At 68.7% G+C, this 22,174-nt stretch carries 23 protein-coding genes; all 23 read left to right on the top strand.

The window, feature by feature from the left end; genetic code table 11:
* Window positions 1-83: 83 nt before the first annotated feature.
* On the top strand, window positions 84-2,222 hold the full coding sequence (locus tag J5X75_RS03960; RefSeq protein ID WP_208465892.1) for an ATP-binding protein: 2,139 nt from the start codon (window positions 84-86) through the stop codon (window positions 2,220-2,222).
* A gap of 99 nt (window positions 2,223-2,321) precedes the next feature.
* Window positions 2,322-2,825 (top strand): DUF5983 family protein, encoded by a 504-nt coding sequence (locus J5X75_RS03955; RefSeq protein WP_208465891.1) that lies wholly within the window; start codon window positions 2,322-2,324, stop codon window positions 2,823-2,825.
* Window positions 2,826-3,311: 486 nt separating this feature from the next.
* The gene (locus J5X75_RS03950; protein ID WP_208465890.1) at window positions 3,312-3,962 is read left to right on the top strand and encodes a hypothetical protein; all 651 of its coding nucleotides are present in this window, start codon (window positions 3,312-3,314) and stop codon (window positions 3,960-3,962) included.
* 418 nt (window positions 3,963-4,380) lie between these two features.
* Entirely contained in the window at window positions 4,381-5,481 is a 1,101-nt protein-coding gene (locus J5X75_RS03945) for a DNA-processing protein DprA (RefSeq protein ID WP_208465889.1), read from the top strand.
* A gap of 95 nt (window positions 5,482-5,576) precedes the next feature.
* Window positions 5,577-6,059, top strand: coding sequence for a hypothetical protein (locus J5X75_RS03940; RefSeq protein WP_208465888.1), 483 nt, complete (start codon window positions 5,577-5,579; stop codon window positions 6,057-6,059).
* On the top strand, window positions 6,056-6,949 hold the full coding sequence (locus J5X75_RS03935) for a hypothetical protein (protein WP_208465887.1): 894 nt from the start codon (window positions 6,056-6,058) through the stop codon (window positions 6,947-6,949). Before J5X75_RS03940 ends, J5X75_RS03935 begins: the two co-directional genes overlap by 4 nt.
* 202 nt (window positions 6,950-7,151) lie before the next feature.
* Window positions 7,152-8,099: a DUF4192 domain-containing protein gene (locus J5X75_RS03930; protein ID WP_208465886.1), complete on the top strand. Its 948-nt coding sequence runs from the start codon at window positions 7,152-7,154 to the stop codon at window positions 8,097-8,099.
* Window positions 8,096-9,100, top strand: a complete 1,005-nt coding sequence (locus J5X75_RS03925; protein WP_208465885.1) for a hypothetical protein — start codon at window positions 8,096-8,098, stop codon at window positions 9,098-9,100. The genes J5X75_RS03930 and J5X75_RS03925 overlap by 4 nt, the downstream gene beginning before the upstream one ends.
* Before the next feature lie 737 nt (window positions 9,101-9,837).
* Window positions 9,838-11,379 (top strand): ParB/RepB/Spo0J family partition protein, encoded by a 1,542-nt coding sequence (locus J5X75_RS03920; RefSeq protein WP_208465884.1) that lies wholly within the window; start codon window positions 9,838-9,840, stop codon window positions 11,377-11,379.
* A 191-nt stretch (window positions 11,380-11,570) separates the two neighbouring features.
* Entirely contained in the window at window positions 11,571-12,200 is a 630-nt protein-coding gene (locus J5X75_RS03915) for a hypothetical protein (protein WP_208465883.1), read from the top strand.
* Between the two features lie 122 nt (window positions 12,201-12,322).
* Window positions 12,323-13,177: a hypothetical protein gene (locus J5X75_RS03910; protein ID WP_208465882.1), complete on the top strand. Its 855-nt coding sequence runs from the start codon at window positions 12,323-12,325 to the stop codon at window positions 13,175-13,177.
* Window positions 13,178-13,418: 241 nt separating this feature from the next.
* Complete coding sequence (locus J5X75_RS03905; protein WP_208465881.1) at window positions 13,419-13,805, top strand: hypothetical protein; 387 nt, start codon at window positions 13,419-13,421, stop codon at window positions 13,803-13,805.
* A 105-nt stretch (window positions 13,806-13,910) separates the two neighbouring features.
* Window positions 13,911-14,762, top strand: coding sequence for a hypothetical protein (locus tag J5X75_RS03900; RefSeq protein ID WP_208465880.1), 852 nt, complete (start codon window positions 13,911-13,913; stop codon window positions 14,760-14,762).
* A 91-nt stretch (window positions 14,763-14,853) separates the two neighbouring features.
* Window positions 14,854-15,777, top strand: a complete 924-nt coding sequence (locus J5X75_RS03895) for a bifunctional DNA primase/polymerase (protein WP_208465879.1) — start codon at window positions 14,854-14,856, stop codon at window positions 15,775-15,777.
* 334 nt (window positions 15,778-16,111) lie between these two features.
* Window positions 16,112-16,270: a hypothetical protein gene (locus tag J5X75_RS03890; protein WP_208465878.1), complete on the top strand. Its 159-nt coding sequence runs from the start codon at window positions 16,112-16,114 to the stop codon at window positions 16,268-16,270.
* A 4-nt stretch (window positions 16,271-16,274) separates the two neighbouring features.
* Window positions 16,275-16,625, top strand: a complete 351-nt coding sequence (locus tag J5X75_RS03885; RefSeq protein WP_208465877.1) for a hypothetical protein — start codon at window positions 16,275-16,277, stop codon at window positions 16,623-16,625.
* Window positions 16,622-17,155, top strand: a complete 534-nt coding sequence (locus J5X75_RS03880; RefSeq protein WP_208465876.1) for a hypothetical protein — start codon at window positions 16,622-16,624, stop codon at window positions 17,153-17,155. Before J5X75_RS03885 ends, J5X75_RS03880 begins: the two co-directional genes overlap by 4 nt.
* A 160-nt stretch (window positions 17,156-17,315) precedes the next feature.
* Window positions 17,316-18,062, top strand: a complete 747-nt coding sequence (locus J5X75_RS03875) for a GGDEF domain-containing protein (protein ID WP_208465875.1) — start codon at window positions 17,316-17,318, stop codon at window positions 18,060-18,062.
* Window positions 18,059-19,378 carry a hypothetical protein gene (locus J5X75_RS03870; protein WP_208465874.1) on the top strand — a complete coding sequence of 440 codons (1,320 nt, stop codon included), beginning with the start codon at window positions 18,059-18,061 and terminating at the stop codon, window positions 19,376-19,378. The genes J5X75_RS03875 and J5X75_RS03870 overlap by 4 nt, the downstream gene beginning before the upstream one ends.
* Before the next feature lie 330 nt (window positions 19,379-19,708).
* Entirely contained in the window at window positions 19,709-20,032 is a 324-nt protein-coding gene (locus J5X75_RS03865; protein ID WP_208465873.1) for a hypothetical protein, read from the top strand.
* 582 nt (window positions 20,033-20,614) lie between these two features.
* Window positions 20,615-21,025, top strand: a complete 411-nt coding sequence (locus tag J5X75_RS03860) for a single-stranded DNA-binding protein (protein ID WP_208465872.1) — start codon at window positions 20,615-20,617, stop codon at window positions 21,023-21,025.
* A gap of 74 nt (window positions 21,026-21,099) precedes the next feature.
* Window positions 21,100-21,537 (top strand): single-stranded DNA-binding protein, encoded by a 438-nt coding sequence (locus tag J5X75_RS03855; RefSeq protein WP_208465871.1) that lies wholly within the window; start codon window positions 21,100-21,102, stop codon window positions 21,535-21,537.
* Between the two features lie 392 nt (window positions 21,538-21,929).
* Complete coding sequence (locus J5X75_RS03850; RefSeq protein ID WP_208465870.1) at window positions 21,930-22,103, top strand: hypothetical protein; 174 nt, start codon at window positions 21,930-21,932, stop codon at window positions 22,101-22,103.
* Window positions 22,104-22,174: the final 71 nt, after the last annotated feature.

Raw genomic sequence — 22,174 nt, 5'->3', positions numbered from 1 at the left:
CTTCGCGCCGGAACGACACCGCTGGTACCTGCGAGCTGCCGTCTCGCGCTGCCCACCCCCGATTTTCAGCAAGGAGAACATCCGTGGACGACTCCACGGCCACCGCCGTTGCCGCCGACCGCCTCGACACCACCAGCAACGCGGACCAATCAACCGTGAGCACCCTCACCTACCCCATTTCTCCTGATTACGTGAGTTCGTGGACCCCGGTTCGGGCGCTGTCCGAGCTCATTGCCAACGCTTTGGATGAGGACCCGAACGCTCGGGTCAGCTGGGCCAACGGCGTTTTGATCATTGCCGATGATGGGCCGGGCATCCCGGAGGAAGGGCTCGTGCTCGGCCACTCGACGAAGGGCGCCGGGCAGATCGGTCAGTTCGGTGAGGGCAAGAAACTGGCAGCGCTCGTCTTGGCGCGCAGTCCGCAGATCGGCGAGGTGCGGTGTGAGACCGTCGGGTACGGCTTCACCCCGAGCGTGCAGCGGCATCGGCTGCTCGACGGCCTGGTCCCGTCGCTATCGCAGCAGGGTGCGGAGCTGCTGGTCTACCACCTGTACCGCACCGGCCGGGTCAAAGGCACGGTCTTCACCGTCGAATGTTCCCGTGAACTCGCTGACGAGGCCCGGGGCCGATTTCGCGCCCTGACCGAGCCCGGCTACCGGCCACCGGCTTCTCCGGGCCAGTGTGTGCTCGACGGTGAGCCGGGCCGAGTCTGGATCGGTGGGGTCCTGGTCAATGTCCAACCGGATCTGTTGGCCTCCTACGACCTGCCGTTGGACGCCAAGGGCCTGCAGAACCGCGATCGGACCGTCGTCGACGCGGGTGCGTTGCGCACCGCCGTGCGGGCCATGCTCGCCACCAGTCAGGACGAAAAGATCATCGACCGCTTCGCGCAGCATGTGCTCGGCGGCGGGAGGCTGGCGGAACTGGAGCAGTTCTTCAGTGAGGTGTATGAGCCCTACACCCGCGCGGCCTGGCGCTGGTGGGCCCGGACCCATCTACCCGACTGGACGTACTACACCACCACCGGCAATGAGGAAGCGGCGCTGGACCTGATCGACAACGGCTACACCGAGGTCGCCGCCAAGGGTCTGTCGAGCTACCTGCAGCGGTCGCTGATGGACCTGCTCGGTGTCGAGGTTGCCCGAACACGGCAGACCCGCCACTACGAACGCAGCCGTAACAAGACCACCTGGGTGCCGAACAAGGCGCTCACTGCCGCCGAGCGTGAGATGCTCACCTCCTCTCGCGACCTCGTCCGCCGCGCTATCGGCCCGTTCGCCCTCGATCGGGTCCGCGTCTACTCGGCCAGCGAGGAAAGCCCGTGTGCGGACGGCTTCTACACACCGAGCACCGGCGACACGGCGATCCACCGCGATGTCCTCGCCGACCGGCACCGCACCCTGCTGGTAATGGTCCACGAATCGGCGCACCGCGTCGGCCACCGAGGCGGCGGACGCTGGCTACCGATCCGCGACTACCGAGATCGCACCCGCGGCTTCGAGCGTTTGCTCAGCGACTTCGGCGCCCTGCTGCTCGGCTATCTAGCCGATGGCGCAGGACTGCCCGATCTGGTCGCCGTACCCGAGCCAGCCGGCAGGCAGCAGCGCCTGACAGCGGCGGACGACCCCGCAGTGCCCGCCGTCCGCCGGGAACTGGCCCACCTGCTCGTCGACCGTCTTCCCGGTGCTATCACCGACGGCGGATTCCGCGACGCCAAGGACCTGGTCGCGTCCACCGGCGTCCACCCCGACTACTGGCGCACCCTCACCAAGCCGAAGGCCACCGGACACCGCCAGCAGCGCGGCGGCAGAGCCTGGGACTACGACAAGAACGCGCTGCTCGCCACTGCGGCCGGAATACACCCCCCGGTCGTCTGGCTCGGCTACCACCTCTGCGAAGGACCCCTGCACGGCCGTCCCCGTACCAAGTGGGGGCAGCCCGGACGCTGGACCAAGAAGATGCGCGACGCCATGGAGCGAGCCTGCACCGACCTGGAAAAGCTCGGCGATTCCTACACGCAGCACATCCCGGCCCTGCGCGCTCTGTCCGAAGGCCAGAGCGCGGCGGCCATGGACAGCGACAGCTGGCACGCCCCCGCCCGGGCCCTGATCACTCTGGAACGCCGCCGGCTCGGCCTCGACAAGCATCTGCCTTCCAACAGCGGTGCCACCGGACCGGTCACCGCCGCCGCGGCTGACGACAACAGCAGCCGCCACGGCTGATCCCAGCAATGCAGACCGGCCGTCGCTGGGCGCGGCCTCGACGCGAGGCCAGCGGCGGCCGTCACCGATACCCCGTCGCTCCGGCAGGAAGGCACCATCATGTCGATCAGGTTGGAACGCGTCGAAGCAGCGCATGATGTCCGCGTCCTGGACAGTGCTGAGACGTTCGAGATCACCAAAGACGCCGACGAGCCCGAGCCCGACGGCACGTTGTCGATCATCACCGACAGCGGCGAGGACGGCATTCAGATCGCCGGCACCGAGACCGCGCTTCACGGCTGGCTCAACCGCGCCCGAAACAACCTGACCACCAGGACCGCAGGTCCGCGGATACTGTGCGTGCTCGATCTGTCCACCCATCACCTGCCCCAGCACATCTGCGATGACCTGGACGACTACTCCGGTGTCACCGCCCACGACACCGAATACGGCTGGCTGCTGTACGTCCCGGGCATGCTCACCGAACACCGCGTTGATCACCCCGACACCGTGCCGGAGGAGGTATGGCAGCTGTGGGAATACGCGAGCCGCTTCGATGCCTCCTACATCCTGCTTCACAGCGATGCCGACCGCGTCGATGCGTTGCCGTCGTGGGACTGGTGAAACCCGCCGGCCGACACACCCGAGGGTTCGATTCCCGGCACCACGTCGAGTGCGAACAGCAAGAGCCGCGGTCCGCGCCACCATGCGGCACAGGTGTTGACGGGCAGGACGCTCCTGGAAGGGGTGTGGGGTGCCGGCCCGGGCACCGCGGACCCGCTGCTTCATGATCCTGCCCGCCGGCCGGGCCGCAACCTGCTCGGCCTCGCGCTGACCGAGGTCCGCGGTTTCCTGCGCCCGATGCCAGTCAGAGCCGACCCCTCACGCTGCGGACACTTCCCGTGTGAAACCGCTGACCTTTCCGGCTCCAGCACAGGTCATCCCCGGGCTGGAACCCTGTGCGCGGGATACGCCTGACCAGCGGGATCCGATACGACAGTCCACAAGGCAGGTACACCAACGCTACGATGATCGCCGATGTCGTCGGGCGATTTCCTACGGGGAGGAATGATGCGCGCAGGGCTATGGGTGATCGCGGCAGCAGTGACAGTGACCGTTCTCGCCGGTTGTAGCGGCACCGGTGACGAGCGTGCCCATACCGTCGATGACTCTGGCGCCGTCAGCACCGTGGGACACGTACCGCTTCGGACGCTGACTGCCGAGCAGGCGAGAAGTGCGCTGCTGGTCGCGGCCGACCTGCCGACCGGCTGGATCGCCGAGCCCGACACCGGCGCGCCGAAGAAGGACTCGTCCGGAGACTACGATCAGTGTCCCGCATACGACGCCGTGATGCAGAGGGTGAGCCGAGCCGACGACGTCTCCGCCGAGTTCACCGCTCCCGACGGATCCGACGTCAGCGAGGCGCTGCTCCCGCTTGCCGAGACGGACGCGCAAGGCATGTTGGCCGATTTCTCCGAGGCCGTGACGGCATGCAAGAAGCTCACCACCCAGATGGACAGCGGCGTTGCGTTCGACATGTATTTCACGGCGCTGTCGTTCCCTCAGCTCGCCGATGAGACGTTCGCCTTCCGCACGACGGCCACCGTGTTCGGCAGGACTGTGAACCTCGACATGGCCGTCGTGCGGCGCGGCGGTGTGCTCGTCTTCATCGTTCAGCAGGCCGGTGAGGCTATCGATACGGCGCTGACCGAAGAGGTGGCCCGCCGGGCGGTTACGAAGGTTGACGCCGCGTTGAACTGACCGGCCGATCACTGCCACCACGCCGCTGGCAGCGGTCAGGACGGCTACCAGCGGCGATGAGCGTCGCGATCCCGGCGACCCGCGCCTTCCCGTGCGCCGCTCTTGATCGTCGAGTGCGCCGGCCAGCGCACTGCTTGCCGTGTTCCTCGCGTTCAGCCGTGCGCGGCCGGGCAGTCGGTGCCGCGCCTGCCGGAAAGGGACTTGGCACGGTCCCGCCTGGGCACCGCCGTCGTCAAGCCACCGGCCGCCACGATCCACTCCCGCCTCGTCGTGCGGTGTCGTAGCGGCTCGGGGTGTACGGGGGCCGGGGCTGGACGCCGTCTGCGCGCCGGGCGGGCTGGTTTCGTGCCGTCCCTCCCGGCGGCGCCCGCATCGCCGCTGCCGCCGGACCAACCGCTAGTGGTGACGCGGAGGCCGCATGAGCACCGACAACGATCGCACCATCCGAGCCGGCCTGTCCTACTACACCGGGCGTGCCCTGCCCGACCATCTGGCCGACGCCGTCCGAGCCCAAGGCCTACAGCCCGGTTCCTGGGTGTTCCCGAAACCTGCTGACGGATTGCCCATCGGCGAACAACAGGCGCTGGACAAACTACGTGCCTTGGGCCGCTCGCTTCGTGACCGTGCCAGAGCGGCAGGCGCCACCCTGATCGTTCCCGACGATCCCGGCTGGCCTGCCGGCACCGGCTGCAACTTGCCAGCCCTGTGGATACAGGGCAACCCGGACCTCGCCTCCCTGCTCGATCAATCGGTAACGCTCACCGGCGCCCGCGCCTGCAGTGAGTACGGCCTGCGCGTAGCCGAAGAGTTCACGCTCGGTCTCACCGAAGCGCGGCGAACAATCGTCACGAGCACGGCACCCGGAATCGCCCGACGGGCACTCTCGACGGCGCTGTCGGTGCCGGCCGGCAGGACCGTCCTGGTCGGTGACCAAGGTCTCGATCAGCCATTCAGGCCCCCGGTGGCCGACGCCGTAGCGCGTGCGGCGTCCCGCGGCACGGTGATCAGCCCGTTTCCGCCCGGATCGAGCCCGACACCGTCACGCAGGATTTTCGCTGACCAGCTGCTGTTTCGGCTCGCTGCCGGCACGGTCGTGGTGGAAGCTTCGCTGGGCAGTCAGATCATGCTGGCCGCCCGGCACGCGGCCCACGCCGGTTTCTACGTGTGTGCAGTGCCGGGACCGGTCACCTCCGCCCTGGCGGCCGGTTGTCACCAGCTCGTCGTCGAAGGCTCCGCGGAGATGGTCACCAATATCGATGACGTGATCAACGCCGTCGGCTTCGACAGGCCCGCGTTCATCAAGCCGTTCACGGTCACTGTGGAGCTGCGCAGCGGTGGCGCTGCCCTCGGCCGCCGCCGACATGGGCCGTTCATGGTGTGGGCCGCATCCGTGGCGCACGCCGCCAACACGGCGTTTGACCTGGTGGTCGACGCACCAAGCGTCCCGGTCGACCTCACTGTCTGGGTGCATGACGCCAGCGGCGGCCGGGAGGCCATCGCGATCAACCGCAGGAGCTGACCACACCGCAGCCGACCCGCACACCCCTTCTTCCCCGGTACAGCAGGGCGCTCACCTTCGGGTGGGCGCCCTGCTTTGTGTTTCTGGAGACGTTGATGCCTTTCTCCTCGTTCCGGTTCTTCCCTTCGCGGCGCAACCGCCGGCGACAGATCTGGCCGGTCGTACATGCTGACGACACCAAACTCACCGCGCACCGGCAGCAGGCGTCGCTGTCGGAGTCCGACGAGCTGCTGCAGGCGGCCGTCGACGCGCTTGATCCCGTATCGGCCAGTTTCGGTTGCGACGTGGCCGACTTCATCGACGCCTGCGTCTCCCGACAGATCCTCACCTTCGACGCCCCGATCACCGGGATCCGCATCGAGCCGACCGTGCTCGGCGAACGGCGTGACGGCGGATTCCTCGTCCTGGTCACCGTCGGCCATGTCACCACCGTGGCCTCCGGTCAGCTGAGCGCCAGACTGTTTCGCGGCGCCGACGATGTAGCCGCGTTCGTGCTGGCCGCCGTCCTGTCCACCGCTGACAAGATCTACCGTGCCTTGCTGTCCACCGCGGCGGATCTACCGCGGAGCCGGTCGTGACCGCCTCGAGCACACCGCCGTCTCCCGATTGCCCCGCCACGTGGACGGCGGCGCACGCGGTCGAGATTGTCACCGATGCGCTGTTGCCGGACCGGCGCGCGCTGATCGTTGTCGACGGTGACCCCGCCCCGCCGTGGGGTGACGCGTTCGCTCCAGCGTTACTGATCGGTCTCAGCGGGCGGGCTCGGCTGGCCGGTGACGTGTTCCAGCCGGCCGGCGGCGCGCGGGTTGCCGACGCCTACGAACGATTTGCCGATCCGGGCCGGTTCGAGCGCTATCTGCGGCAGTGGCACGACACCACCACCGTGGCCTGGCTGCGTGATGGCCAGACCACGGTCGCCCTGTTCGACACCGGCGAGTACCGCGCCCGAACCGGTGCACCGCACCTGGCCGACGACGCGCGGCAGTGGCGGTACTGGCTGACCGGCCAGGTGTACGGGGTCATCCTGCAACAGCGCCTCGATCTGCCGGCCTGTCCTTACTGTGGCTCTGACCAGCACACTCTCTGGATCAAGGCAGGCGCCTGGTGGGATGTCTACGGCCTCGACGAAGCCCGGCTGCTGGCGGCCTACCTGCTGGGCCAGTCCGCCGTCACCGACACCGGCCTTGCCGGTGACGACGACAGGCCCGCCGCGCCGGTAGATCAGGCGACCGCCGGATGGTGGCAAGGCCTGGTCGGCCCGGCGCTGAGTCGCGCCCTGACACATGCCCGCTGGTTCGCACAGCCCAACGACCTGATCGGTGGATGGTCGGTCATGCCCGTCGACGCGCCACCGTCGTCGGGTATCCCCACCGTCGCCGACGTCGCCTCGGAATCGATCGCCCGGCATATCGCCGCGCAGCACAACGCCGATCTCGCTGTGGACGCCGACAGTAACCGGCCAACCTGAGCAGGCGCGACGGCCGCCCGGACGCGTCGATGCGCGGGTGCCGGGCTGACCGCCGCGTCATACGACGTGATCGTCGGTGACGCCGCGCTGCTCTCTGACACCGCGATGAATATCCGCGTTCCCGGCGTCCGAACAGTTCGTCCCGCCGGGCGGTGACACCGCCCGGCCCTCTTTTCCATTCGCCTTAAGGAGCTCCACAACCATGCTCGAATCCGCTTTCCCACCGCGTGCGGGTGGCTCAGATCAGCTGCTAGGTTTGGTCCCGTATCTGCTCGGCTACCATCCCACCGATGCGCTGGTCGCCATCATCCACCAGCCGGAACGCCGTTGGCCGCACGCGATCAGCCTGCCGCTGAACGAGCCGGCCGAGGCACTGCTGGAACACCTGGCTCTGCGCATTCGCGACCGCACGGCCGGCATCATCCTGATCGGCTACGGACCCCACAACCAGCGTCGGAAAATCATCGAGATCAGTGAGGTACTGCGGCTCCTGGTGCCCGTCTTCGGCCGCTTCCTGTACGACGACGGGGTCCTGACCTGTCTGACTCCGCAGTGCGACTGCACGCCTGCTGACGGCATCGCTGTCGACCCTCGCAGCACCCAGACGGCCGCGCGAATGGCCATGATCGGGCGGGTGGCGCTGCCCTCACGGCAGGACCTGCACACGCTGGTTGCTCCCGACCCGGTAGCCCAGACCGAGACCCAGGCGGCACTCGACACCCTCGACGAGAACGGCGCCCTGTCTGAGACGGACGTGGCGTCGCTGATGGCGCCGGCCCAGACCGGCGAGCGGCTCACCGCTGACCAGGTGGCCCGGCTGTGCCTGGCGCTGCACGACAAGGACCGGCTCACTGCGGCGTGGCACCAGACCAGCGGCCGCCTTTGGCAGCGCGAGCTGTGGCTCGACGTCACCCGCCGCGCCCCGCAGCAGCATGTGGTCGCACCGGCGAGTCTGGCCGCCTGGTCGGCGTGGCGCTGCGGCCAGGACGCGCTGGCCGAGGCCGCTCTCGACCGGGCCAACAAGGTCGATCCCGCAGACGGCTTCGCCCGCATCGTCAGCCTTATCGTGGGTGCACACCTGCCCGCCCACCGGGTGCGCTGGCCGGTCGCCCAGAGCCTGGACACGCCGTCGTCGCGGAGTCACCCGTGAACGGCGCGTTGCTGATCACCGGTGACCTGGGCGTCATCGGACACATCCGGGAGCTGGCCGCACGTGCTGGCGCGCACGTGAATGTGCAGACTGCCATGTCCCCGGAAATGGCGGGTCAGGCCCCACCGCTCACGCTGATCGGAATCGACCGGCTGGCTGTCACCGATGAGCTTGCCGTGCCGCCGGGCGGTGAGGTGATCATCGTGTCGGCCGGTGCGCCGGACAACATCCTTACCGCAGCCGCGCGCAAGGTGGACGTGCTGAATCTGCCGCGTGACCAGGGCGACCTTCTGCTGCGGTTCGAGGACACCGCTGCCGTGGTCCTCGACCGGCTGCATCATGCGGGATACCGCTTCGGCCTCACCGACTCCCGCCACCGCCGATCCGGATACGTGCCGCCCACAGCGGTCACTGACTGGCGCCAAAGCCTGGGTCAGGCTGTCTACGTCAACTGCGGCCAGGTCGCCTGCGGCGATGGCGTGGCCGGCTTCGCCAGCGCCGTGCAACGCAGCAACTTTCGCGTGCTGCACCGCCGGTTCCCCGATGTCTGGACCGACACGGTGGCCACCGACGTGACCGAGCTCGGCGCCTTCGTCGCTGACCTGCCACCTGAGGCTGTCGATGCGTTGTGCTCGCTGGCTGAGTTTGACGCTGTCCTGGACATCGACGATCGGCAGGCGCTGCACCGTGAGGACATCGTCGACTCCTGGGGGCTGGCGGCCATCGACCTGTACTCGCAGCTACGGCCCCGGTACCGGCAGGTGTGGGACCGCACCGAGCCCCGGCGGGTCACCGAGTTGCTGTGGGAGGTGGTCACCGCCGCCGGCGTCGGGCCGGTCCATGACGGCCGGCGGGTGCGATGGCCGATCACCGAACTGGCGCCGCTGTTCGCCGCCCGCCTGATGGCCGAACAACGGCGCTCCCGGCCCGGCACGCGGAACCGGATCGCTGCCCACGCAACGAGATATCGATACGCCCGCGCCCGCCGGCCGGGCCGCTGACGCCGCCTCCGACGACATTCCCACGCGGGGCCGCAAGTGCCCTGCACCCGGTTTCAATACCAGAGAATTGTTCAGTCTGGGCGTCTCGTGGCAGCCTTGAGCAGCTACGAGGAACGCATTTCTTTCAGAAGTGAATGTGCCTTCGCGCGTTGTTGAGGGAAGTGATTCTCCACCGCGAAGGCCATTCCAGCATTTATCTGGCTCGTTTCGGGTTCGCCGCCGCGGGCGGCGGCCCCCTGCTGGCGCTGGCCCTTGATCCTGGCCGACCGCGTCTGGCCCCGCAAGACCCACCGTTCGCTGCACCCGCCGAGCTTCGCTGTTGCTGCCCGGTGGGTCTTGCGGGTCTGCGCCGATCGGCCGGCCCGAACGGATCGTGCCAGCACCGCCCAGGCCACCCAGCCCTCGGCGGACGCCCTCGGCCTCTTCTTTTCTCTTTCTAGGAGGACAGATCCATCGTGACTACTGTCGCTATCAACGCGGAGAACTCCAGCGAGGCTGAGAAGCCCGACACCGACGCCACTCTGGAGGTCGCAGCGTCGGCGGGAACCAGCCTCGAACCGGCCTCGCCCGTTGTCGTCGGAGAGATCGTCGTCGGCCCGATCCGGCTCAACACTGGGGAGGAGGTCCCGCTGCCCCCGTTTCGGGCCGGCTATCTGGACCCGCGGCACCTGCGTGACAGCCCGCTGCACCCCCGCAAGGAACTCGGTGACCTCGGGGAACTGATCGCGTCGATCAGCATGTTCGGTGTCCGCGATCCGCTAGTCGTCGTCAGCCGCCCGGCACCGGTCAACGAGCTGCCCACCGAACCGACGCCCCCTGTCGACGGCGACGAGGTGGACGAGCCGGTCACCGAGGTCTTCGAGGTTCACGGCGGCAAGCGCCGCCACTATGCGGCGATCAAAGCCGGGCAGACTGCGGTGCCATGCATCATCGTCGAAGACGCCAGCGCCGCGTTCGAGATCCTGGCCATGCTGGAGATCAACCACCACCATAAGGGCCTCCTAGCCATGGAGGAGGCCGGCGCCTACCAGATGCTGCTGGACCTCGACTGGGATGCCGACGCCATCGCTCAGGCCCGCAACATCGCGGTGGATCAGGTAAGGACAGCAGTCAAGGCCCTGTCCCTGCCAGCCCGCGCGCAGCGTGCCCTCAACTCAGGCGCGCTGACGATCGACATGGCGACAGGGCTGGAGGAGTTCGCAGACTCCCCGGAAGACCAGCAGCGGCTGCTCGGCAAGATCGACAAGGGCGAGTACGAGTTCAAGCACACCCTCAGCACGCTGCGTGACAAGCGCACGTACCGCCGCAGCCGGGACCTGGAGAAAGCCCAGCTGCTCGTCGACGGCGTCGACGTCACCCCGAAGCCACGCGAATTCGGGTACGGCAGCACTGCTGTGGCCGCCGACCGGCTCGTCGACGCCGACAACCAGCCCCTGGACGTCGAGAAGGTCAAGACCCTGTCGGGGTTCCACGCGTTCGTCGAGAAGAACGGCGGCCAGGCCCGCACCGTCATCTACTGCGCAGACCCGGCCAAGTACGGCTACCACCTCCCGGAGACCGACGAACACGAGGGCATGAGCCCGCAGGAGATCGCCGAGCAGCAGGAAAAGGACCGTTGCCGCGAAGAAATGCTCGACGGACTGCGGGCGGCCGCCGCGGTGCGCCACGAGTTCGTGCAGCGCAACTACGGCACCGCCAAGAACTGCCGCAAGCTGGCCACTGCGGCGCTACGCGCTGCCAACAATGGCCACGGCATGTACCGCGGCAGCGACCTCGACGGCCTGTATCGGGCTCTCGGTGGTCTCACCAGCGCCGAGATCGCCACGGCTGGCGAGGACCGGCTGCGTCGGAGCCTGATCGCGAAGTTCGCGTGCAGTCAGGAGAACAACCTCGGTGATGCCCTGCAGCGCAACCTGAGCTGGATCAGCAAGGAGCCCGCGGTCGCCTGGTTCGACCGGCTCACCGCCGACGGCTACCCGATGTCCGATGCGGAACAGCTGCTCTACCAGTCACTGCTGCCGGCCACCGCAGCCGACGCCGTGGACGAGGACGAGGAGCTGGGCGACAGCGACCCGGACGCCGCGACGTCGAACGAGCAGGACACGGCTGCGGCCGACGACGATCGCGTCGCCGGAGGCGGTGAACCCGATGGCGAGTCATCGCCGTCTGTCTCCGACGACGACATCGGTGATCCGCAGGTAACCGATCCGGTGGCCCTGCACCCCGCAGCGCTCGCCTCGGGGCAGGACGACAGTTCGGAGTACGCGACCGCTGCCTGACCCCTGTCACCAACCCACGGTGGGGGCCCTGTGCTGCTCGCGCAGGGCCCCCACCGTGCCGTCGTTTCCCAGGCCGGCCGAGTACCAGCCCGGCACACCTCGTCGTCCAGCTTCCTGCGGCGGCGGATCCCTAGTGCCGGCGGTCCAGTCGACCACCTTCATCCCTTGCCGATTGAGAAAGCGAACACCTCATGATCGGGCTCCTACGGCGGCGGCCAGCCGCCTCCACCACCACCATCGCCGACGTCGTGCGACTGCGCGCCCAGCTGGCGGCGGCCACGGCAGAGTCAGAACGGCACCGCCAGCTGGCCGACGAGCGCCTGCGGCTCCACCAGGCGGACATCGCCTGCATCGGCGAGCGCCTGCGTTCCGAGGCCGGCAACCGCGGCTGGTGCCACGACTTCGAGGACATCGTCGACGCACTCAACGAGCAACTGACGGTCGAACTCACCCACCGCGGCTGGCCGTACCTCGTCGACACCACACTCACCGTCGATCTCACTGTCGCTGCCAGCAGCGATCTCCCCGCGCGTAAGGCCGCGATAGTGATCATCCGGCAGGCCGAGGACCAGCTTCGCCAGCTCAACGGCGTCCACGTGTACTACACACATCCGGAGGATCTCACCGTCACTGTGAACGGCCGGTCGGCCACCGTGCACGCGCACGTTCAGCTACGCATCGACCTCGACGCCACCAACGAGCGACACGCTCGTGTCGAAGCCGCACCGGTCATCGCCGTCGCCGTCGCCACTCTCACCCAGTTCCCGGAAGCCACCGCCACCTCCCCGGATGCCAGCACCTTCGACATCTCACCGCGCTGAACCCGGCGAAGGTGCGCGCCCGACCATGGCCCTCGGGGCCCGTCGCGGCGCGCACCTCACCGTGACTCGCGCCAGCTGGCGCCCTGTCTGAAATATCGGCCTGGATCTGCTGGAGGAACCTCGTGCGCGGGCTGAACACCGCCACCGTCATCGACCTGCTCAACCGTTTACGCGCCGACCGCAACCCCGAACTCACCGTGACTGCGGCCGGGCGCAGCGCAGGGATCACCGCCGCAGTCGCCGCCACTGCGGCGATCGCGACGGCCATCGCCGACGTCACCGACATCATCTGCCCGCCGGGGGCCGAACCCGGCCCGGCCCGTATCGACGGGCGGTGGAACGACGTGCGTCACGCCTGCGACCATGCGGCCCAGCACACCGCCCGGCTCGCACACCAGCTCACACCGCTCGCGGCCGGAGCGCTACTGGTGGTCACCGACATGGAACCGGTGCACTACCAGGGCAGCATCACCGCGCGGCACGGAGCCCATGTCCTCGCCGGACCGTGCGACTGCCGCCGCTGCGGCCACCGCGGCGGCCGACTGCGGCTGTCGCTGCTACTTGAGGATCTTGACGATCTGCTCTGCGTCCGCCCCCGCAGCGTCACAGCCTTCCCGGATGAGCCACACGACCTGCCCATCGGCGATCTCGGCACCGCCTTGCACGAGGCGATCCACGCCCTGCCGCCGGTCCTGGCCACCGGCCACGCCATCAGCCTCATCCAGAACCTCATGCTGTTCACCGGCCGCACCCGCACCGTCGTCACCTCTTGGGCAACGGCGATCGACCAACGCCTTCACGGCCGGTTCATCACCAGCCTCGACGGCACGAACCCGGCCAGTCGCCGAGACCACCTGACCAGCCGTCTCGAGCAGGCCGACACCGCATTCGGCGGTGTACAGACCGAACTACGCCGCGCTGTGGGGACCCTGCGCGCCATCGCGGCCGATCCACCGCGCCCGGCCGCGTCGCACTGACTTTCCTCCGCATGCCCGGTCCCCCGCTGGCCGGGCCCTTCTTGCCCCCGGGGCGGGGCTGCCCGGGGCGTGATCGCCCGTTCCTTCCCTGCCACGGGCGATCACGCCCCACCTTGCCCGAACTCGCCGAAACTCCGGGAGTTGATGCATCGTGGGTCACACCCACTACTGGCGCTACCAGCCGGACAGTCCTGCCTATGCTGCGGCCTGGCCGTCGGTCGTCCACGACACGACTCGGATAGTGCAGCAGGTGTCGCGCAGCGTTGCGCTGGCCGGACCCGATCGCAGCGGCCCACCACTTGTCGACGCGCTTTCCGGCATCGCATTCAACGGCGCCGACAAGGCCGGCTGCGACAGCTTCCTGCTCCCGTCGCCTGGCTCTCGGCCGCGGCACTGGTTCTACTGCGACACCCGCCGGCTGCCGTACGACCTGGCCGTCACCGCTACGCTACTGCGCTGCCACCTACTGCTACCTGACACGTTCGCCATCGGCGGAGACGGCTCATGGCACCGCGACTGGCGACCGGCCCGTGACCTCGTTCATCACCTTTTCGGCCACGAGACCGCCCGCATGGCACTGACCGACACGACGGCGGGGCTCTCCGTCGAGCAGCTCTTCGGCCTGTAACCCTCGCCCGGATCCCTCCGTGCCTGCCAGCGGCCATGCGCAGATCACCGCGAGCCGCAGCCGTCTCGCCATGTCCGCCCATGCCAGATGCCCAAGGAGCAGTCCATGACCGTTCGCATCACCGATTTGCCGTACCGCTGCGGAACCTGCCTGCACGTCCACCCGCCGCTCGGAACATGCGCCGACTGCGGCGACGATGGTTGCCTCGGTTGGACTCTGCACGCCGACGAGCAGAGCCGCCTCGACGACCGCGCCCTGCAGGAACTGACCGAACTGCAGGGCGAGCGCACCATACTCGACGCCGCCCAAGCCGATACTCTGCTGCGGACCCTGGAGCATTGGGAGGCCGACCACGCCACGTACGGCTGGGGGAACAAGCCGTTGCTCGCTGTCATCGGCACCACCCCACACCTCCCGGTGGACCCGATCCACGCCCGCCAGCTCTACGTGCTTCAGCAACTCGACCTGCCCGACACTTTCTGGCACCAGGGACATCCGACCGATGTGCTGTACGCCCTCGGCGGGCAGGCCGCAGCCCGGCCGGGATGGTGGCGGCACTGGCGCATAACCGCCGGGCTCGACCCCCGGCAACCGCAGATCGCCTGGGCGTTGCTGTCCGAGTCCTACATCAAGGATCCCGCAGAGACCCGCTCGGCTAACAGACACCCCGGCGCTCGCAAGGACGAGATGCGCATGGTGGTCGCCGTCGACGTCGACGCGCGGATCTACACCTACGGCCGCACCCGATCCGACGGCCAAACCTTGATCAACACGGTCGAAACACTCCCGGGCTATCAGCAGATGCGCCGCATCGGCGCCACGGCCCGCGGCCAGGACTTCGATGCCATGACCGACGGCCCCGGCCTGGACTACGGCCACCAGGTCATCGCCCGGCTGATGGCGCTCCAGCGCGCCGAGAACTTCGAACGGGCCCGACGCAAGGCACAGAAAACATGATCAACATTCCGCTTCCAGGTCATGGCCGTCACCGCACCTGGCCGACGTCCATCGGCCCAGCCATCCGGCGACCCCGGTCCGGTGATTCACGATGACCGGCAGCAAGACCGCACCCTCACGCACACGACACCGATCGCAGCCGGCCGATCCGAACCTGCGACGAGCAGCACTGTGGTACGCCAAATCCGGGATTCCCGTGCTGCCGCTGCACACCCCGGCCGCTGACAGCACGTGCAGCTGCCGAAGCTCAGACGCGTGCGAGTCCGTGGGCAAGCATCCGCGGCTGCGGCACGGCCTGCACGACGCCTCCCGCGACCCGGTGCTGATCCGCTCCTGGTGGCAGCAGTGGCCCCACGCCAACGTCGGGCTCGCCACCGGAACAGCCCTCGACGTCTGCGACATGGACACCGGCGCCGGGCTCGCCGCCGTCCTCGACGTCCTCGACGTCGTCAAGCCGGCCGCGCCACTGGTGCGCACCGGCAACGGCTGGCATCTCTGGTACGCCTCCACCGATCTACCGAACCGGGTGGGCCTGCTACCCGGCGTGGATTGGCGCGGCACCGGCGGCCTGGTCGTCGCCCCGCCGTCGGCTCATGTAAGCGGCGTCAAATACGTGTTTCAGCAGCCCTGGGACGGGCTGGCCCTTCCCTCCTGCCCGCCGTCGCTGCGTGCCCTCGTCCCGGTGCCTGCCGCATCAGGCAGTCCCACCGCCGAGACGATCATTCGGTTCGACCGGTACGCACGGGCCGCGCTCGACGGCGAGTTGCAGCGCATCCAGCAGGCACCTGTGCCGGTGTACTCCGGGGGCACCCGCATCGCCGGCGGAGAACGCAACAACACCCTGCACCTGGCAGCGTTCCGCATGGGACAGCTCGCCGCCCGCGGCAATGTCGACGAGGCCGCAGCCCGCCAGGAACTCACGGAGGCGGCCATGCAGGTCGGTCTCAGCCGAGTCGAGGCCCAGCGCACCATCGACTCCGGATGGCGTGCCGGCCGCGAACGACCTCGCCGATAAGCCCCCGACTGCTCAGCATCGCTGACACCACGGTGGTGCTCCATGCTTGCAAGCGCCACCGCCCGGTCTTCCGCGCCGCAGGCCCATACCGCCGTCGCTGTGACGGCAGTCGGTGTCGCTGGCCCGACCCATCGGCCGCACTGTGCGCCATACGCGACCGCGGACGCCTGTCGCCCGGGCCAGGGCCGCCCTCTGTCTGCTCGGGTGGTGCCTTCACCACTAGCGACCCAACCGCGCCGGCCAGGACTTCACCCTGCTGCCGGCCGCTGGCTCTCACCTACGGAAATAGCCCTCATTCCAAGGAGATTGTCATGTCGTCTCCCGTGCCCGAATTGTGCTGCGCACCAACGTCCACTTCGCCACCGTCGTTCCGTACCTGCTTGGTTACCGGCCCGACAACGGCAGCATCGTCGTGCTCGCCTTCACCGACAACCGCGCGGTGTTCGCCAACCGTACGAAGCTTCCCGACCCCGATCTCACCAGTACGAGGTGACATCGTGATCATCACGCTGGGGTTCACCGGGTCGGACCGCGACGCTGGCTACGTCAGCTTCTCCGACGGCTACCGGCCCGGCGCCCTGCAGCAGGTCACCCTCGACGGCGACGGCGACGGCGACGAGTACAGCGCCGAGGACTGGGCAGACGCGGCGTTCAGCGCATCCAACCACCCCGGCCTCGCGCCCGCCGGCCCGGCCAGAGCCATCCAACTCGCCCTCGCCGGACAGGTCCGCGTTCGGCTCCGGAGCCTGTCCGTCGGCGACACGGTCACCGTCCACGGCCAGATGTGGGCCTGCGAGGACGTTGGCTGGCGGCGCGTCGGCGAGCCGTCCACCGGAGACGACCGGTGACCGGCCCACAGCGGCCCGCCATCGCCCCGAGGTTGGCGGCCCGGCCGGTCGATCCCCGACGTGGACTGCCCATCCCGTACGTCAACGTCGAAGACGACGGCACCGTCAACTTCGCCATGGTCAACGGCCGCCGCGTCTTCGAATGCGTCCGCGACCGGCTGTGTGGACTGTGCGGACAACCGCATGACTCCCTGCTCGCGTTCGTCGGCGGCCTCGGCGGATTCCAGCAGCGGCTCTACACCGACCCGCCGGGCCATATCGACTGCATGCACTCAGCGATCGACCTCTGCCCCTACCTGGCCATCGAACGCCACCGGCGGCGCGGGCTCACCGAGGTCACCGCCGCGCTGGGATTCACCGACTTGGAGAAATCCCAGCCGGTCATCCTCGCCGTCACTTGGGCCTACGACGTGGCCCTCATCGGCGACCCACCGGCCCTGATGTTCCTGCCCGCGGCCTGGCAGTCGGCCACCCGATTCGATTACACCGACGGGCGGCTGGCCGAGGTCGGCCCCGAACCCGTGCGGTAGCCGAGCGCACGTTCCGCACACCGACATCCCGCCGCGCTACGCGCGGCACAAACACGAAAAACGGCCCGCCTCTCGGCGGGCCGTCGTCATGTTTTTGGACCCCGGGCGCCTCGCCTGGAAAACGTGCGTCCCGGGTTCTCTCCGCAAAGAGAGGTCTCCAGTGTCTATCCTCGCCGCCCTGGCCGCCACCGCGACCCTGGGCTTCTACCTCGGCCGGGTCAGCGTCCGGCCCACTATCCGCGCGCTGCGCGCCGAGATCACCAGGCTGGATGCCCGGGTCGCGACCCTCGACGCGCTGTTGCGCGTCGCCGAGTACGCCGCCGGCCATGACCGGCTCACCTGCCTACCCAACCGGACCTCGGCCACGAAGCTGTTCACCGTCCGCGCCCTGCTCAGCTGGCCGACCATCGTCGCTCTGATCGACCTCGACCGGTTCAAGCACACCAACGACACCTACGGCCACCACGTCGGCGACGACCTGCTGCGCACCATCGCCGAACGGCTCAGCCTCGCCGCGAAAGAACGCGACGGCGCCGCGGCACGCCTCGCCGGAGACGAATTCGCCGTCCTGCTCAACGGCGGCGACCCCGACGCCGCCAAGCCGATCGCCGAGATCCTGGACCTACTGGCCAAGCCCGCCACGCTGCTCACCCACGACGGCGAGATCACCGTGCACCCCACTGCCAGCGCTGGCATCGCCGTCTTCGACGGCACCTACGGCGACTTCGACACCCTCCTCGGCCAGGCCGACATCGCCCTCTACCAGGCCAAACGGCAACGAGGCAGCCACCGCACCTATCTGCCGCACATGCGGATGCCGCACAACGCCGGACGCCACGGACCCCGCCGCCACGACCAGCACCCCGCCGACCGCGACGAGCAACTCGACGGCGAGGGCACCGCATGATCGAGCACGACAAGGCCTGCACGGTGTGTACCTACGCCCTCAACCCCATCGACGACAACGGCACGATCACCTACGAACACCCCGTCGCACCCGCCGGCGGCGGCCACAACCCGGCACCGGTACCCGCCCACCAGCTCGCCGACGTGTACCGCCGCTGCCACCTGTGCAGCGACAACGAGCCGGTCTGGATGTACCGGACCCCGCAGATCGAGGTGATGTCCCAGGGCACCCGCCAGATCACCGAGACCTACAGCACGCAGTGGAACATCTGCATCCCGTGCGCTGCACTCATCGAACAGGACGACCACGTCACGCTCACCCAACGCAGCATCGCCGTGATGCGCTGGCACCCCGCCGACCCGAGGGCACAGCTCCTCGGACTCCTCCACCGTGCCATCGTGCTCACCCGCGAACCCGGCAGAACCCTACTCACCACCGGCGCACAGACCGCCGCACCGCTGAAGGCGTCAACCCTGCCCAAGGTCCGCGACCGCCTCGCCGGGCTGCTCCGCGGCACGATCGGCCTACCCGCACCCATCGACCACCCCGAACCGCGTCGGCTCATCGCCGACAGCCTCGACCAAGCCCGGCTCTACTGGATCGACCCCCAATTCACGACACTCGTCGCCGAGGTCCTGACCGACCTGCCCGACACCAACATCACCGACCGAATCGTCCCCGCCGGAAGTGGCCTACTGGCCTGGTCCACCCCACTCGACCACCGTCACCGCATCGCCGCCGCCTCCTGGGCCCCACAACCAGACGGCTGGCAGATGATCTGCTATCGCAGCCTCGGCCTCGACCAGCCACCGGCCGCCACCGAAGCAATCCGGCACGAGATCGGCTGGCTCGTGCCCATCCACGTCGAACATGTTCCCCACGAGTTCACCGTCAACGGAGACCACCCACTGGCCGCGCTGATCGCATCCTGGCTGATCATCGCCCAGCAACTCACCCACGACGAACCGACACCGGTCGACTCGCCCATCCGCAAGGCATACGCCCGCGCCCGCCGACCCGCACCGGAGGTCCGGCTCCTCCGGATCAGACCGCGAAGCTCACCCCCACAACTGGCCGACACCCCGACAGCCGGCGCACGAACCGGCAGAGCGAAACCCGATCACCGATTCTGGGTCAGCGGCCACAAACGCAACCAGGCATACGGCCCCGGCCGCACCCTCCGACAAGAAATCGACATCGACCCATTCCTGAAAGGGCCGGAGAACCTGCCGATCAAGGCGAGCACCACCGTGCGGGTCCTCGGCACGACACGCCAGCCGCCTGAGGGTGAAAGCTCGGCGCCCGGCAACGGTTGACAAGCCAGTGCGGGCAGGGGCGACACCGTCTCTGCCTCAATGGCGCTTCTTTAAGGGATCTGGCCCAGCCGCTCTGTTCGCCGCAATCCAGACGGAAGTCAGGTCACTGTTGGCACCCATCGACTGGGCCGAAGACGAGATCGCCGCGGCCAGCCGCCGCCACCCTGGCCAGGTCGAAGGTCAGCCTGCAAACCCCGATGCACCGCGCGGGCGCACGACAACTCCGCCCAGTACGCATTGCCTGCTCGCGCGAGCAAGGCGGGCTGACCATCCCTGTGGCTCGGCGAGGCCATCGACCCCTGGCCCGCCTGAACGAAAGGCTCCAGTTCCATGGCCTCCAAGATCGTTCCTGGTGACCTCTGGGTAGGCATGCGCGTCTGGCCCACGCCGCGAACCCTGCTGGCCCAGCCGATCTGCTACCAGCAGCCACGATGCGCGATCATCGCCCTGCACTGGCCGTACGTCGAGGTACGCCGCGCCCCGCGCCAACCCGGCACCAACGGCATCCGCTACCCGCGGATCGGCCCGAGCCACCGCATCCACGTCGATAACCTGCTCCGCCGCGACCCGCACTTTCAACGCGCGGCATCACGCACCAACAGGCGAACCCCGCCGATACCGACCGGCGGCCACGAGCAGCTGTCCCTGTTCTGACCTTGGTCCCTGACCACTCCCGCGTCGCACACGACAAGCCGCTCCTCCCGACCGGCTCGAAGCAGCAAGAGCCGATCGCCCCACCATGCCGTCGACCGCATCCAACCGATCACCGGATCCGGTCACACTGACGTCGACTCCTGGCCTGACGCTGCCATTGCTGCCTGTCCGCCGGCACCGCTGGTCGGCGACACCTTCGGCTACAGCCCGAACCTCCGGCACTTCCGCCGGAGCCCTGTGGCCGTCGGGCCTTCACCGGGTCACCACCCACAGCGTGCACTCGCGGACTCAGTCCCGGCGTTTGACGTGCAATCCGGAGGGCGTCCGGAGGTGTCCGCCGCTGAGATGGCCCGCAGGTCAGCCCACCCGCGCCGAGGGCGCTAAGCCCTCAAGCAGAACATCTTGGCACCCAGGTCAGCGCTGCGCTCGACCGCCAAGATCTTCCGCAGAACGGGGGCTTGCACCCCCAGGCACATGGGCGGGCTCTGACCGGCCCCGTCAGCGCGGCACCCCGGCACCCCGGATCACCCGATCCGAGAACCGGGGGCAGCCGCACCCGCACCACACGACGGGAGCCACCCCATGTTGTTCGACTTCAAGATCGAGGGCAACCTCGGCAACGATCCCGAGCTGCGCGAAACCCGCGACGGCAAGAAGGTCGCTCAGATGCGCGTCGGCCGCACCAGCCGCCGTTTCAAGGACGGCGAGTGGGCTGACGCACACACCACGTGGGTCACCGTCACCGCCTGGGAGGGCCTGGCAGAGCGGTGCATGTCGCTGAAGAAGGGCGACACGGTCCTCGTCGTCGGCCGCGACGACCTGCGCCCCTGGGCCTACAACCGCCGCGCCGACGGCGAGGCCGCCGCCGAGCTTCAGGTCACCGCCAGCAACGTCAGCCTGAGCATGCGATTCAAGAGTGCCGAGTCGCTGGAGCCGGAGAACGCCCCGTGGACGGTCGACGACCTCACCGTCCCGGAGCCCGAGTACGCCTGACCGGTTCCCGGGGCCGGCTGTGCCGACCCCGGGCCCGGTATCCCGCACACCCCTCGTCTTGGCAGGAGCCGCTCATGTTCGCGCAGATCGTCTACGAAGGCAAAGTCAGCCGCCGGCCCGAGACCGGTGTCGCTCGTGACGGCCGCGAGTACACCCAGTTCGAGATCACCCACTTCCGTGAATGGGTGGACGGCAACAAGAAGCGCACGTCAGGCCGAATCGTCATCGACATCGTCTGCTGGGGTGAACTCGCGCAGCAGGCCCGCAAGCTCAGCCTGCGGACCACCGTCACGGTCGTCGGCATCACTCTGATGCCCTACGACAACAACGGCGTCCCCGGGCTGAAAATGTACGCCCGCGAGCTGAGCGTCAACATCCGCGACATCGGCAACCGTTCCACCGCCGGGCAGCGCAGTGGCCACCTCGTCACCAGCCCCGAAGGCGAAACCATCGCCGCTGAGGCATGGCCCGACGTCGTCGGCGACCTCGAAGCCGTTCACCGCTCCCGCTGACGCGGGTCGTACATGGCCCGGTCCCGGCCACATCCCGGGACCGGGCGGCCTTCCTCGCGCGCGTGAAGGAGCCCCCCGATGCGCGACTCCACACCACTGGTTCATGTCCGTGTACCGCCGGGCTGCTGCACCGGCTGGTACTTCGAGCACACCGCCGACTGCTCCACCCGGCGGAACCCCCGCCGTGCAGTGACTGCGGCGCCGATCCCGGCACCGACCAGCACACCTGCTCCTGGTGTTGGAGCGACGACGACAGCAGCGCCTGCCTCGGGCTGAGCCTCGACGCGGCCCGATGGCCGTGCCGCGCACTCGGAGACGACCAGCCTGAGAACCACTGAACCCGCTGTTCGCACCGTCAGCTATTGCATCTCATCGATCGAAAGGTGACGCCCATGTCACAGAACGACGGCAACGAGCCCAAGAGCGTTCTGCGTAAGGTCCGCGACCACCTGACCCACGACATCGCGAAGAGCCTCGCCCACCTCTCCGGTCTGATCGGCCTGCACGTCGCCGCCCTCGCCATCCTCGAGCACACCCCGGCGCTGCCCATGATCGGCCTGCACTGAGCCCCTCGCGGGGGGGGGCCCCCCCCCCCCCGGGGGCCCCCCCCCCCCCCCCCCCAGACCCACCACCAAAA

It is taken from the genome of Actinoplanes flavus (assembly GCF_017592555.1).
GTDB classification, from domain to species: Bacteria; Actinomycetota; Actinomycetes; order Mycobacteriales; family Micromonosporaceae; genus Actinoplanes; species Actinoplanes flavus.
Note: the sequence above shows the minus strand (reverse complement) of the source record. Positions and strands in the feature narration are given on the sequence as shown.